Source organism: Micromonospora sp. NPDC049047, from assembly GCF_040649135.1.
Classification (GTDB): domain Bacteria; phylum Actinomycetota; class Actinomycetes; order Mycobacteriales; family Micromonosporaceae; genus Micromonospora.
In genome coordinates this window covers 1-13,504 of the sequence record NZ_JBEZEY010000035.1, presented here as the reverse complement: position 1 = coordinate 13,504, position 13,504 = coordinate 1, and the positions used below count along the sequence as shown (strand labels likewise).

Below are 13,504 nucleotides of genomic sequence, written 5' to 3'. Positions count from 1 at the left end.
CTACGATCGCAGGATGACCGATACGGCGAGGACGGCCCGCGCCGGCGTCCCCGAGCGTCCGACCCTGGACGGGCTCGAGGAGAGCTGGGCACGCCGCTGGCAGGAGGAGGGCACGTACGCGTTCGACCGCTCGAAGACGACTGTTCCCGGTCGCGGCGCGGCGTCAGACGCGCCGCGCGGGAATGGTCGCAGGGCCGACGTGTACGCCATCGACACCCCGCCGCCGACCGTATCGGGCGAGTTGCACATGGGGCACGTGTTCTCGTACACGCACACCGACATCATCGCGCGTTACCAGCGGATGCACGGCAAGGTCGTCTTCTACCCGATGGGCTGGGACGACAACGGCCTACCCACCGAGCGTCGGGTGCAGAACGTCTACGGGGTGCGCTGCGATCCGGCGCTGGCGTACGACCCGGTGTGGCGACCACCGGCGGCCCCGGTCGACGACGCGGCCCGCCGCGACCCCACCCCGATCTCCCGGCGCAACTTCATCGAGCTGTGCGAGCTGCTGACGGTCACCGACGAGCAGGCCTTCGAGGCGCTGTGGCGACGCCTCGGGCTCTCGGTGGACTGGTCGTTGACCTACACGACGATCGGTCGGATCGCCCGGACCACGAGCCAGCGGGCGTTCGTGCGCAACCTGCGCCGCGGCGAGGCGTACCAGTCGGAGGCGCCGACGCTCTGGGACGTCGGCTTCGCCACCGCCGTCGCCCAGGCGGAGTTGGAGGACCGGGAGCGCCCCGGCGCGTACCACCGGCTGCGGTTCGCCGGGCCGGGCGGTCGCGAGGTGCACATCGACACCACCCGACCGGAGCTGCTGCCCGCCTGCGTGGCGCTTGTCTGTCACCCCGACGACGAGCGGTACGCCGACCTGGTGGGCACGACAGTGCGCAGCCCGCTGTTCGCCGTCGAGGTGCCGGTGCACGCCCACCCGCTCGCCGATCCGGGCAAGGGCACCGGCATCGCGATGGTCTGCACGTTCGGCGACCTGAGCGACGTGACCTGGTGGCGGGATCTCGAACTCGACACCCGGGTGATCATCGGCCGCGACGGCCGGCTGCTTCCGGAACCGCCGGCCGGGGTGCCGGCGCAGCCGTACGCGGCGCTGGCCGGGCAGACCGTCAACGGCGCCCGCCGGGAGATCGTCGGCATGCTTGCCGACGCGGGGGACCTGATCGGCGAGCCACGCCCGATCACCCACCCGGTGAAGTTCTACGAGCGCGGCGACCGCCCACTGGAGATCGTCTCGACTCGACAGTGGTATCTGCGCAACGGCGGCCGCGACGCCGACCTGCGGGCCACCCTGCTGGCCCGGGGCGAGCAGCTGCACTGGGTGCCGGCGCACATGAAGCACCGCTACGACAACTGGGTGGGCGGCCTGACCGGAGACTGGCTGGTCAGTCGGCAGCGCTTCTTCGGGGTGCCGGTGCCGGTGTGGTACCGGCTCGACGACACTGGCGAGCCGGACTGGTCCCACCCTCTCACGCCGGACGAGTCCGCGCTGCCGGTCGACCCGTCAAGTGACCCGGCGCCCGGGTACGACGAGTCGCAGCGCGGCCGGCCGGGCGGTTTCATAGGTGACCCGGACGTGCTGGACACCTGGGCCACCTCGTCGCTGACCCCGCAGATCGTCGGTGGCTGGGAGACCGACCCGGAGCTGTTCGCGCAGGTCTTTCCGATGGACCTCCGCCCGCAGGGGCAGGAGATCATCCGGACCTGGCTCTTCGACAGCGTGGTCCGTTCGCACTTCGAGCACGGGGTGCTGCCCTGGCGGGACACCGTGCTCTCCGGCTGGATCCTCGACCCGGACCGCAAGAAGATGGCCAAGTCCAAGGGGAACGTGGTCACCCCGCTGGCCCTGTTGGAACAGCACGGCTCGGACGCGGTGCGCTACTGGGCGGCCAGCGGCAAGCCCGGCATGGATCTGGCCTTCGATCCGGCGCAGATCAAGATCGGCCGCCGGCTGGCCACCAAGCTGCTCAACGCGTCCAAGTTCGCGCTCGGGCTGGGGGCCGCGAACGCGCCGCGCCGCGACCTGGAGCTGTCGGCGACCACCCCACTGGACCGGGCCATGCTCGCCGAGTTGGCCACAGTGGTCACCGCGGCGGGTGCCGCCCTCGACGCGTACGACCACACTGCCGCGTTGCAGGCGACCGAGGCGTTCTTCTGGCGGTTCTGCGACGACTACATCGAGTTGGTGAAGGAACGCGCCTACGGCACCGGCGCGGCAGCCGACTCGGCGCGGGCGGCGCTCGCCACGGCGCTCTCGGTGCAGCTCCGCCTCTTCGCCCCGGTGCTGCCGTACGTGACCGAGGAGGTCTGGTCGTGGTGGCGGTACGGCTCGGTGCACCGCGCGCCGTGGCCCACCACCTACGAAGTGGCCCGGTCGATCGAGGGGTCGGGCGACCCGGCGCTGCTGCGGCTCGCCGGCGACGCGTTGAGCCAGGTGCGCCGGGCCAAGTCGGAGCGAAAGCTGTCGATGAGGGCGGAGGTGCCGCTGGCCGAGGCGCTGGGCCCGGCGGCCCTCCTGGAGCAGCTCACCCTCGTCGCCGACGACCTCCGGGCGGCCGGCCGGATCGGCAAACTCGACCTGCTCCCCGACCGCACCCCGGAGCTCGTCATCGCCTCCGCGTTCTGACCTGCGTCCGCCGCCGCCCACCCCCCGGGGGCGGCGGCGGACGCCGTCACCAGCCGCGCAGGAAGCGCAGGCCGAGTAGGAACGCCACCACGGCGGGACCAACCAGCAGGGTGATCGCCTGGAGGCGGTACGGCATCCGGTGTCGGGTCAGCTCGCCCGCGTTGCCGAGCACGATGGCGCCGGCAAGCATCAGGAACGCCCCCCACCAGCCGGTCTCCAACTGGATCAGGTCGACCCGGATCAGTTGCAGGGTCAGCCCGAGCAGCGCCCCGGTCAGCGCGAGCAGGGCCACCGCCCGGTGCAGACCGCGGGCCAGCGGGTGGGCCGCCCGCCAACCGTAGGTGCCGGCGACCGCCAGGCAGGGCAGCACCACGAGCAACGGCCAACCCCGCCCCATCACGCCGAACATCAACAGCGCGCCCACCGCGAAGACGATCGTGCCGACGCAGGCGAGCATGTATCCCGCGAAGGCCCGGCCACCACCGCGGACCAGCAACGGCCCGCCGCTGGCCGCGATCAACGCGGCCGGGATCAGGATGAACACGGCCCACCAGTGGAACTGCCCGCTGCCCTGGGCAGCGGTGGCCACCGTGGCGGAGGCCAGCCCGGCGACCGCCAGGCTGGTCAACCACGGCCGGCTGCTCCGGGAGTACGGCTCAGCCAACGACGTCCGCTCCGCTTCGACACTCACACCCGACAGCCTGGCCCGACGGGGGTCGACCGGTCCATCCGGCCAGCCCTACCGCCGAAGGGTGGCTGGCCGGAGCACCGTTTCGCACCTGTCTCAGCTCGTCTCGCCGGCCACGCTGAACGAGCGCAGACGGTCGATTGCCAGCACGGTGAAGCCGACGCTCACCAGCGCGGTCATCACCGAGGCCACCGGCACCGACACTGTCGTCTCCAACAGCCCGGTGGGGGCGATCCGGTCGGTGAGGGCGATCACGTACTGCTGGATGGAGAGCACCTTGGTGCCGCTGACGAAGTTGCCCAGCAGCCCCTCCCAGATCAGCACGTAGACCAGCCCGAGCAGCACCGGCCGCCTGGTGACCAGGCTGAGGGCGAGGAACAACGCCGAGTACGCAAGCGCGCCGAGCGCCGCCGCGACCGCGAGCGCCAGACCGAGGCGTACCGAGTCGGCGAGCACGCCCGCGACGTAGAGCGGCACCGCGACGGTCACCGCTGTGACCCCGGCGGCCACCGCGAGCTTCGGCAGCACGATCTGCCAGCGCGGCAGCGGCTTGGTCAGGATGTGCACGACGGTGCCGTCGTCGATCTCGGCGCCCAACACACCCGTGCCGATGATCAACGCAACCACCGGCAGCACCACTGCCAGCCCCAGGCCGACAAGCACCGGCGGCCCCCACTCGCCCGGGTCCACCCCCAGCGACCGACAGAGGATGGCCAGCCCGAGCAGCACCAACGGCAGCGGAAGCAGCAGCAGGAACCGACGCCGGCCGAACAACCCACGCGCGGTGATCCAGGTAATTGTCGACATGTCAGGCCTCCACCAGGTAGGAGAAGACGCTCTCCAGAGACTCGTCGGACGGCACCAACTGGCGCACCCGGATGCCTTGCGTGAGCGCGATCCGGGGCAGCGCCCGGGTGAACGCGCCATAGTCACCGGCCCGCACGGTCAGGCCGGTCGGGTCCAACTCGACCCCACTCACCGACGCCTCGGCGATCAGCGCGACGGCCAACGCCCGGTCGTCGGTGGACCGCACCGCGAAGACGTGCGGGCGGTTCGTCATCAACCGGCGGATGGTCCGGAAGTCGCCGGAGGCGGCCAACCGGCCGGCCACCATCACCTGCACCGTCCCGGAGACCTGCTCGACCTCCTCCAGGATGTGCGAGCTGAACAGGATCGTCCGGCCGGCGTCACCAAGGCTGTGCAGCAGCTGCATCATGTGCAGCCGCTGACGGGGGTCCATGCCGTTGAACGGCTCGTCGAGAAGCAGCACCTGCGGGTCGTGCACCAACGCGGCGGCCACCCGGGCCCGCTGGCGCATGCCCTTGGAGTACGTGCCGATCCGGCGGTCCTGCGCCGACTCCAGCTCCACCAGGTCGATGGCCCGTCGGGCCGCCGCCGCCGGATCGGGCAGCCGGTGCAGCTTCGCGCTGGCCAGCACGAACTCGTACGCGGTGAGGAAACCCTGCACCGCCTCCCGTTCACTGACCAGCCCCAGCCGCCGGTAGACGTCGGGGTTACGCCAGGTCGGCTCGTCGTCGAGGGTCACGGTGCCACGCGACGGGGCGAGGAAACCGGCCATCATGTGCAGCAGCGTGGTCTTGCCGGCGCCGTTCGGGCCGAGCAGCCCTGTCACGCCCGATCCCAGCGCCATGCTGATGTCGTTGACCGCGACCACGTTGCCGTACCACCGGGACACCCCGGTCAGGCTCAGCGTGCTCATCAGGAGGCGACCTTCCGGTAGCGGACCAGCAGGAGGGCGGTCGCGCCGGCGACCAACAGCACCGCGCCCAGGGCATAGACCGGGCCGAACCCGCCGATCATCATCTCGCCCGGATCGCCCTCGACCAGCAGGTCACCGAGTGACCAGATGCCCACCCCCTGGACCAGGGTGGAGGGGGAGGCGAGCCCGGCCAACTCGTTGGCGGCGCGCGACGGCAGGATGCTCAGCACGCCCACGATCGGGGTGGTCATCAGGAAGACCGCGACCACGCCGCCGGCGGCGAAGGCACGCTTGCCGGTCAGCGACGCGACAAGCAGGCCGACCGAGGCGAAGACCACCGCCCACAGCCCCGCGTAGAGCAGCCCGGGCAGCAGGTCGAGCAGTTCGTTCCACACTCCGCGCATGCCCTGCTTGGTGGTGAACGCGGCGCCCAGGAACATCAGCAGCTGTGGCCCGCCGAGCAGCAGCCAGAGCGCGGTGACAAGCGCCAGCAGCTTGGCCATCGCGTAGTCGGCGCGCGGCAGCGGCCGGGAGAAGTACAGCGGCAGGACGCCGCTGCGCAGGTCCCGGGAGACCAGCTCCGGGGCGACGACAGCGACGAAGAAGATGACCAGCCAGCTCATCGCGTCGGCGAACTGGGCGTACGTGGCGACCGGCTCGCCGATCTGGCTGCGTATCGCGGCCAGGGCCACCGCGACCAGGCTGACGATGCCGACCACCAGCCATGGGAAGATCTTGGCCTTGGCGCTGCGCCCGAAGCCGAACGCGGTGCGCAGCCCGTGCAGGTAGAGCGCGCCGAAGACCTGTCGGCGGCCCAGCCGCGGACCCTGGTAGCGCTGGTAGCCGATGTCGTGGATGACGCCGGTCGGCGTGGAGCGCGCGGCGGTGGTGGACGACTCAGGCATGAGTGAGCTCCCTCGTGGCGAAGAGTTCGGCCACCCGGTGCCGGCGCTGGTCCAGTCGGTGCAGTGGCAGGTCCAGTTCGGCGACCGCGCCGAGGATCAGGTCGTAGGTGCCGTCGTCAGCGAGCGGCACGAGGAGCAGTCGCCCGTCCCGGGCGACCGGCAGCTTCAACTCGGCAAGCCGGGCCGCGAGCTCCTCGGTGCCTTCGCTGACCTCCACGGCGAGCACGTCGGTGGCCGAGGTCATCGCGGAGATGTTGTCGGCGCGCAGCAACCGGCCGCCGTCAATGGCGATGAGCGTGTCGCAGATCCGCTCCACCTCGCCGAGCAGGTGCGAGCAGACCAGCACGGAGATGCCGAACTCGGTGCCGATCCGGTGCACCAGGGCCAGCATGGCGTCGCGGCCGGCCGGGTCCAGCCCGTTCGTCGGCTCGTCGAGCAGCAGCAGGTCGGGGTCGTGCACAAGCGCCTGGGCCAGCTTGACGCGTTGCTTCATGCCTGTGGAGTAGCCACCGACCGGACGGTAGCGCTCCTCGTAGAGGCCGACGTGCCGCAGCGCCTCCGACGCCCGCTCGCGGGCGGCGGTGCGGGGCAGGCCGCTCATCCGGCCGAGGTGGGTGACCAACTCGGCGGCGGACAGGTCCGGCGGCAGGCAGTCGTGCTCGGGCATGTAGCCGACCCGGGAGCGGACCTGCGCCGGGTCTACGGTCGGGTCGATGCCGAGCACCGACACCTGACCGCTTGTCGGTGGGAGGAGGCCGAGCAGAATCTTGATCAACGTGGATTTGCCGGCGCCGTTCGCGCCCACCAGGCCGATGATCCCGGGCTCGACGGCGACGGTGAGGTCGGCGAGCGCGGTGACCCGACCTCCGTACGTCTTGGTGAGCGACTGGGTCGCGATCAGTGTCACGCTGCCAGCGTAGGGAGTCCACGCCCACCTCGGACACCACCACGCCCCCGGCGCTTCCCTGATCCTTGCCCCGACGGACCCTTAGGGTCCCCCCACCCGGGGCGGTGGGGCCGTTGTCGCCGGTGGCGCGTCCGGCGCGACCCCGACGCGGGAAAGACCGGTCCGGGGTGGCACCATTCACCTCCCGGCCGGTCGGGAGTCGCGCCCGCGTCACCTGGGCGTCGAGCATCTCGACGGCGAGTTCGACCGCCGCATCGACGACTACCGGTCCGGGCTGAGGCCGGCCGCGATCGGAGCGGTGCCGAGCCGCCCGGCCGGGTCGTGGAGTGGCGGCCTCGACCGATCGTCGGTCTGCTGCGAAACTGTGTGCCGGTCAGCGAGTGGGGGGTGTGGATGAGCAACGGCTGGGTGCTGCCCGACGAGGTGCTGCAGGACGCACCGGCATACACGCCGCGTCCCGGTGAGCTCGCGGATCTGGAGCTGCTGCTGACCGGTGCGTACGCCCCCCTCACCGGTTTCATGACCCGGGCCGACCTGGTGTCGGTCAGCCGACGCGGCCAGCTTGCCGACGGCACCCCCTGGCAGGTCGCGGTGACCCTCCAGGTGCCGGCCGCGCTGGCTCAGGGCTTCGATCCGCGCGACCCGGCCCGCCGGGCGTTGGTGCTTACCGACGGCGAGGGCGCGCCGGTGGCTGCCCTGGACGTGGCGGACGTCTGGCCGGTACGCGAGGGCGTCGCCGGGGTCGGCGGCCAGGTCCGGCGGCTGGGCGACGGTGGCCACGGTCCGTTCCAGCGACTGCGCCGCAGCCCCGAGGAGGTCCGTGCGCTGCTGCCCCCGGGCCGGGTGCTCGGTGTGATCGCCGACCGGCCGCTGCACCGTCCCCAGCTCGCTCAGATCGCGCACGCCGCCCGCACCCTGGCCGCGCACCTGCTGGTGATGATCCCGGTAGGTGAGGGTGGCGTCGGCGGGCTCCCGCCGGAGGCGCTTGTGCGTACGATCTTCGCCGCCCGGGACCGGATGCCGCCGGCCACCGTGATCGCGGTGCCGTTGTCACATCGCCGGGAGGAGATCAGCGACGCGTTGCTCCGCGCCCGGGTCTCCGCCGCGTACGGCGTCACCCACCTGCTGTCCACCGGGGAGATGCTCTCCGGCGCCGGGTTGCGGGTGCTGGTGCCGCGCGAGCTGGCCTACGACAACCGGGACGGGCAGTGGCGCTGGCGGGAGGACATCCCACCGCGGAACCGTCGACTCGCGCTGACCCAGCCGGAGATCGACGACCTGCTGGATCGGGGTTTCCCCCTGCCGGAGTGGCACACCCCGCCGGCCGTGGCGCGGGAGCTGGCCCGGGCCCGGCCACCGCGTCGGCACCGCGGGCTTGTGGTCTTCATGACCGGCCTCTCCGGCTCCGGCAAGTCGACAGTCGCCCGCGGGCTGGCCGACGCGTTGCGGGAGAGCGGCGACCGCACGGTGACCCTGCTCGACGGGGATGTGGTGCGCCGGGAGCTCACCGCCGGGCTCGGCTTCAGCAAGGCCGACCGGGACATGAACGTCCGGCGGATCGGGTGGGTGGCCGCCGAGATCGCCCGGCACCGGGGGGTGGCCATCTGCTGCCCGATCGCCCCGTACGCGGCGGCCCGTGCCACCGCCCGCGAGATGGCGCTGGCCGCGGGAGCGGGTTTCGTGCTGGTGCACGTCGCCACTCCGCTTGCGGAGTGTGAGCGCCGGGACCGCAAGGGCCTGTACGCGCGGGCGCGGGCCGGCCTGCTCACCGGGATGACCGGCATCGACGATCCGTACGAGGAGCCGAGCGACGCCGACCTGGTGTTGGACACCACAGATCTCAGCGTCGCGGACGCGGTTCAGGCCGTGCTGCACCAGCTCACCGAGACCGGTTGGGTGGAGTTGAAGATCGCTTCTGCCTGAGCCGGGTCCGTAGCCGCTGTCCGGCCACCGTTCGCTTCGCGCTAGTGTTCGTCTTTGTTGGAACACGTTTGACCGCGTGAGAGTACGGGGACCTCCGGGAGGCACGGCGAATGCTCGCTCAGCAGCGGCAGGCGGCCATCCTGGAGCGGCTGCGGTCCACCGGCGGGGTGCGGGTGAGTGAGCTAGCGGGCGAGTTCGGGGTCTCCGACATGACCATCCGCCGCGACCTGGACGTGCTGCACGAGCGTGGCCTGCTGGCCAAGGTGCACGGCGGGGCCACGGCAGCCGGACCGAGCTCGACCGACGAGCCCGGCTTTCACGCCAAGTCGGTCCGTCAACTCGCCGAGAAGGCCGCCATCGCGGATCGGGCGGCCCAACTGGTCCGGCCGGGCGCTGCTGTCGCGCTCTCCGCCGGCACCACCACCGCCGAACTGGCCCGCAAGCTGGTGGACGTGCCCGGCCTGACCGTGGTGACCAACTCGCTGCCGGTGGCCGAGATCCTGCACGCCGCTGGTCGGCCGGACCAGACTGTGGTGCTCACCGGGGGCGTCCGCACGCCGTCGGACGCGCTTGTCGGCCCGCTCGCGGTCGGGGCCGTCCGGGCACTGCACCTGGACCTGCTCTTCCTGGGTGTGCACGGCATCACCGAGCGGGCCGGCTTCACCACCCCGAACCTCATGGAGGCGGAGACCGACCGGGCGCTCGTGGCCGCGGCGGACCGGCTGGTGGTGCTGGCCGACCACACCAAGTGGGGCACCGTGGGCATCTCCTCGATCGTCGAGCTGGCGGCAGCACACGTACTGGTCAGCGACGACCGGTTGCCTGCGCCAGCCCGACGGGTACTCGGCGAACAGGTGGGCGAATTGATCATGGTAGAAGCGACAGGGGCGGGCCGTGCGACGCGCACGCCGACGAGTGAGGGGGCGGCGCAGTGAAACGCACAGCGATCGACCTGGCCGACGGCCGGGAACTGATTTACTTCGACGAACGCGACGACGCGGTCCGCGACCAGCCGGACCGCCGTGACCTGCCGCCGCCACCCCCCGCGTCCCAACTGCGCTACGACCCGCTCACCGACGAGTGGGTGGCGGTGGCCGTGCATCGGCAGACCCGTACCTTCCTCCCACCGGCGAACGAGTGCCCCCTCGACCCGTCGGTGGGCGACCGGCTCACCGAGGTTCCCGCGCCCGACTACGACGTGGTGGTCTTCGAGAACCGGTTCCCGTCGCTCAGTGGCCGGGTCGCCGAGGAGCCCGGCGAGATCACCCCGTTCACGCCCGTTCGACCGGGGCTCGGCCGCTGCGAGGTGGTCTGCTTCACCTCGGACCACAACGCCTCCTTCGCCAGCCTGCCGCCGCGCCGGGTCCGCACCGTCCTGGACGCGCTCGCCGACCGCACCGAGGTGCTCGGTGAACTGCCCGGGGTGGAGCAGATCTTCTGCTTCGAGAACCGGGGCGTCGAGATCGGCGTCACGCTGCACCACCCGCACGGACAGATCTACGCGTACCCCTTCGTGACGCCGCGCACCCGCGCGCTGCTGGCCTCCGCGCGCCGGCACGCGGAACGCACCGGCGGGGGCAACCTGTACGCCGACGTGCTGGCCGCCGAGCGCGCGACCGGCGACCGGGTGGTCGTCGAGAACGAGCACTGGACGGCGTTCGTCCCGGCGGCGGCCCGCTGGCCGTTCGAGGTGCACGTCGCGCCGCACCGGGTGGTGCCGGACATTCCGGCCCTCACCGACAGCGAACGGGATGCTTTCGGGCCGCTCTACCTGGATCTGCTGCGCCGCTTCGACGGCCTGTTCGACATGCCGATGCCGTACATCTCGGCCTGGCACCAGGCGCCGGTGCGGATCGACCGCGAGTTGGGCCACCTGCACCTACAGCTGTTCAGCATCCGGCGGGCCAAGGACAAGCTCAAGTATCTGGCCGGCTCGGAATCCGGGATGGGCGTCTTCATCAACGACATCGCCCCCGAACGCGCCGCCGAGTTGCTCCGCGCGGCCTGAGCCAGCGGGATCTCGCGCTGCGGGGAAACAGGGCGCGGGGGGCCCGGGACAGGGCCCCCCGCAGGGAAGGGACGGCTGGCTGTGCACGGCACAGCCGGGAAGGCTGGCTGATCGGCGCACGGGTGCCGCGGGTCGACCGTGGTCAACCTTCCTCGGACGCGACTGGCATCTCGTCCATCCTGGTCAACGAGGCGCGCCGAGCGGGGTGACGCCGATCGGCGCGGCACCGCCGGACACGCCGAAGCCCGCCGGCTGGGATGCCGGCGGGCTTCGACGACGCGGTACGCCTGGATCAGGCGGCGAGCTTGCGGGCCAGGTTCTCGTCGAGCGCGTTCATGAACTCGTCGGTGGTCAGCCACGGGGCGTCGCGCGAGATGAGCAGCGCGAGGTCCTTGGTCATCTGGCCGCCCTCGACGGTGTCGACGATGACCTGCTCCAGGGTGTTGGCGAACTCGGTGACCGCCGGGGTGCCGTCCAGCTTGCCCCGGTGGGCCAGGCCCCGGGTCCACGCGTAGATCGACGCGATCGGGTTGGTCGAGGTCTTCTCGCCCTTCTGGTACTGCCGGTAGTGCCGGGTGACAGTGCCGTGGGCGGCCTCGGCCTCGACGGTACGGCCGTCCGGGGAGAGCAGCACCGAGGTCATCAGCCCCAGCGAGCCGAAGCCCTGCGCCACGGTGTCGGACTGCACGTCACCGTCGTAGTTCTTGCAGGCCCAGACGTACCCGCCCTCCCACTTGAGCGCGGCGGCGACCATGTCGTCGATGAGCCGGTGCTCGTAGGTGAGGCCGGCGGCGTCGAATTCCGCCTTGAACTCGGCTTCGAACACCTCGGCGAAGATGTCCTTGAACCGGCCGTCGTACGCCTTGAGGATGGTGTTCTTGGTCGACATGTAGACCGGGTAGTTGCGGTCCAGGCCGTACCGGAACGAGGCGCGGGCGAAGTCCCGGATCGACTCGTCGTAGTTGTACATGCCCATGGCGATGCCGCCGCCGGGGAAGTTGGCGACCTCCATCTCCATCGGCGTGCCGCCGTCGGCCGGGGTGTAGGTGATGGTCACCGTGCCCGGGCCCGGGACGACGAAGTCGGTGGCCTTGTACTGGTCACCGTGGGCGTGCCGGCCGATGATGATCGGCTTGGTCCAGCCGGGGACCAGCCGCGGCACGTTGGACATGATGATCGGCTCACGGAAGACGACGCCGCCGAGGATGTTGCGGATGGTGCCGTTCGGCGACCGCCACATCTTCTTCAGGCCGAACTCCTCCACCCGAGCCTCATCCGGGGTGATGGTCGCGCACTTGACGCCGACGCCGTGCTCCTTGATGGCGTTGGCGGCGTCGATGGTGACCTGGTCGTCGGTCTCGTCGCGGTGCTGGATCGACAGGTCGTAGTAGTGCAGGTCGACGTCGAGGTAGGGCAGGATCAACTGCTCCCGGATCTGCTTCCAGATGATCCGGGTCATCTCGTCGCCGTCGAGTTCAACGACCGGGTTGTTTACCTTGATCTTCGCCATCGACCGGCGCTCCTCTCGAGGGACACATGCTCAAGCAGTACGAGCGTACTGCAATTGGGCCGGCCGCCCCCAGCCGGCCTCGACCGACCGGCGGAAACCGGGCTGCGCGGAACAGGAGTGCCCTGGAATCATCGCCCGATGCCGCTGAACCGCAACCTTGGGTCTATCACGGTCACCGCGCTCACCGACGGTGAGGGTGCCTTCTTCCAGCCCCGAGCGCAGGCGTTCCCGCAGGCCACTGCGGCGCACTGGGCGGAGGCCGACCGGCGCGACCCCGGCTCGGTGACCGCCGACGGGCAGTGGTGGCTGCCGTTCCGCAGCTTCGCGATCCGCACCGGCGACGGGCCGGTCACCCTTGTCGACACCGGGATCGGCCCGGTTGACGCGCCGGCCGCGGGCTGGGCGCCGGTGCCCGGCCGGATGCCCGCCGAGCTGGCCGCGGCAGGCATCGACCCGTCCGACGTCGACACGGTGGTGCTTACCCACCTGCACAGCGACCACATCGGCTGGGCGGTCACCGGCACGCCGGGCCGGCCGTACTTCCCGAACGCCAGCTACCTGTTGCAGCGCGCCGAACTGGACGCGGCGCAGACGCTCAACCCCGGGCTGCCGGCCGGCCTGATCGCCCCGCTGCGCGCCGCCGGCCAGCTCCGGGTGGTCGACGGCGAGACCATCCTCACCCCGGCGGTACGCCTGCTACCCACCCCCGGCCACACCCCCGGCCACCAGTCGGTACTCCTGACGGCTGGCGACGAACGGATGCTGGTCACCGGCGACCTGTTGGTGCACGCCGTGCAACTCGTCGACCCCGACCTGGCGTACGCCCACGAGGTGGACCCGGACCTCGCCCGCACCTCCCGGCAGGCCGCGCTCCGCACCCACTCCCCCACCCTCCTAGCCACCCCCCACCTCGTCACCCCCTTCACCCCCTTCACCCCCTTCACCCCCATTCCCACGCCCGCCCCCACCTGGCGCCCCCGCCCCTCACCTCGTTGATCATGAAGTTATTGCCCCGACACGCCGCGCGAGGGGGCAATAACTTCATGATCACCGGGGTGGGGGCGGTGGGCGGTGGGATGGGATGGGATGAGAGAGGGGCGGGGGGGGGGCGGGGGGGCGCCCCCGCAAGGGGGGTGGGGGGGGTTTTAAATGGGGTGGTTTAGGCCAGCGTTGGGGGGGCCGGCGCGGGGGGGGGCAGGGTG

General features: G+C 71.5%; 11 protein-coding genes. 5 read left to right on the top strand and 6 right to left on the bottom strand.

What is annotated here, in order from left to right:
* Positions 1-13: 13 nt before the first annotated feature.
* On the top strand, positions 14-2,641 hold the full coding sequence (valS, locus tag AB0B86_RS32555; protein ID WP_357403045.1) for a valine--tRNA ligase: 2,628 nt from the start codon (positions 14-16) through the stop codon (positions 2,639-2,641).
* Positions 2,642-2,687: 46 nt separating this feature from the next.
* On the opposite strand, the gene AB0B86_RS32550 is transcribed toward valS, so the two are convergent.
* From AB0B86_RS32550 to AB0B86_RS32530, 5 genes are all read right to left on the bottom strand, one after another.
* Positions 2,688-3,332 carry a hypothetical protein gene (locus tag AB0B86_RS32550; RefSeq protein ID WP_357403043.1) on the bottom strand — a complete coding sequence of 215 codons (645 nt, stop codon included), beginning with the start codon at positions 3,330-3,332 and terminating at the stop codon, positions 2,688-2,690.
* Between the two features lie 93 nt (positions 3,333-3,425).
* Positions 3,426-4,136, bottom strand: coding sequence for an ABC transporter permease subunit (locus tag AB0B86_RS32545; protein WP_357403041.1), 711 nt, complete (start codon positions 4,134-4,136; stop codon positions 3,426-3,428).
* Between the two features lies 1 nt (position 4,137).
* Positions 4,138-5,049 carry an ABC transporter ATP-binding protein gene (locus AB0B86_RS32540; RefSeq protein ID WP_357403039.1) on the bottom strand — a complete coding sequence of 304 codons (912 nt, stop codon included), beginning with the start codon at positions 5,047-5,049 and terminating at the stop codon, positions 4,138-4,140.
* Positions 5,049-5,954: an ABC transporter permease gene (locus tag AB0B86_RS32535; RefSeq protein WP_357403037.1), complete on the bottom strand. Its 906-nt coding sequence runs from the start codon at positions 5,952-5,954 to the stop codon at positions 5,049-5,051. The genes AB0B86_RS32540 and AB0B86_RS32535 overlap by 1 nt, the downstream gene beginning before the upstream one ends.
* Positions 5,947-6,861 (bottom strand): ABC transporter ATP-binding protein, encoded by a 915-nt coding sequence (locus AB0B86_RS32530; RefSeq protein WP_357403035.1) that lies wholly within the window; start codon positions 6,859-6,861, stop codon positions 5,947-5,949. The genes AB0B86_RS32535 and AB0B86_RS32530 overlap by 8 nt, the downstream gene beginning before the upstream one ends.
* A 393-nt stretch (positions 6,862-7,254) precedes the next feature.
* On the opposite strand from AB0B86_RS32530, the gene cysC reads away from it, so the two are divergent.
* From cysC to galT, 3 genes are all read left to right on the top strand, one after another.
* The gene (gene cysC / locus AB0B86_RS32525; protein WP_357420480.1) at positions 7,255-8,784 is read left to right on the top strand and encodes an adenylyl-sulfate kinase; all 1,530 of its coding nucleotides are present in this window, start codon (positions 7,255-7,257) and stop codon (positions 8,782-8,784) included.
* Positions 8,785-8,894: 110 nt separating this feature from the next.
* Positions 8,895-9,719, top strand: coding sequence for a DeoR/GlpR family DNA-binding transcription regulator (locus tag AB0B86_RS32520; RefSeq protein WP_357403031.1), 825 nt, complete (start codon positions 8,895-8,897; stop codon positions 9,717-9,719).
* Positions 9,716-10,792: a galactose-1-phosphate uridylyltransferase gene (gene galT, locus AB0B86_RS32515; protein WP_357403030.1), complete on the top strand. Its 1,077-nt coding sequence runs from the start codon at positions 9,716-9,718 to the stop codon at positions 10,790-10,792. Before AB0B86_RS32520 ends, galT begins: the two co-directional genes overlap by 4 nt.
* Positions 10,793-11,084: 292 nt before the next feature.
* Here the strand turns inward: galT and AB0B86_RS32510 are convergent, their stop codons facing one another.
* Positions 11,085-12,302, bottom strand: a complete 1,218-nt coding sequence (locus tag AB0B86_RS32510) for an NADP-dependent isocitrate dehydrogenase (RefSeq protein WP_030337461.1) — start codon at positions 12,300-12,302, stop codon at positions 11,085-11,087.
* A 138-nt stretch (positions 12,303-12,440) separates the two neighbouring features.
* On the opposite strand from AB0B86_RS32510, the gene AB0B86_RS32505 reads away from it, so the two are divergent.
* Complete coding sequence (locus tag AB0B86_RS32505) at positions 12,441-13,298, top strand: MBL fold metallo-hydrolase (protein WP_357403027.1); 858 nt, start codon at positions 12,441-12,443, stop codon at positions 13,296-13,298.
* The last annotated feature ends 206 nt before the right edge of the window (positions 13,299-13,504 follow it).

Excerpts from the sequence above, each read along its gene's own strand:
- valS (WP_357403045.1), top strand. The coding sequence starts at position 14 with ATGACCGATACGGCGAGGACGGCCCGCGCCGGCGTCCCCGAGCGTCCG.
- AB0B86_RS32545 (WP_357403041.1), bottom strand. The coding sequence starts at position 4,136 with ATGTCGACAATTACCTGGATCACCGCGCGTGGGTTGTTCGGCCGGCGT.
- AB0B86_RS32540 (WP_357403039.1), bottom strand. The coding sequence starts at position 5,049 with ATGAGCACGCTGAGCCTGACCGGGGTGTCCCGGTGGTACGGCAACGTG.
- AB0B86_RS32535 (WP_357403037.1), bottom strand. The coding sequence starts at position 5,954 with ATGCCTGAGTCGTCCACCACCGCCGCGCGCTCCACGCCGACCGGCGTC.
- cysC (WP_357420480.1), top strand. The coding sequence starts at position 7,255 with ATGAGCAACGGCTGGGTGCTGCCCGACGAGGTGCTGCAGGACGCACCG.
- AB0B86_RS32520 (WP_357403031.1), top strand. The coding sequence starts at position 8,895 with ATGCTCGCTCAGCAGCGGCAGGCGGCCATCCTGGAGCGGCTGCGGTCC.
- AB0B86_RS32510 (WP_030337461.1), bottom strand. The coding sequence starts at position 12,302 with ATGGCGAAGATCAAGGTAAACAACCCGGTCGTTGAACTCGACGGCGAC.
- AB0B86_RS32505 (WP_357403027.1), top strand. The coding sequence starts at position 12,441 with ATGCCGCTGAACCGCAACCTTGGGTCTATCACGGTCACCGCGCTCACC.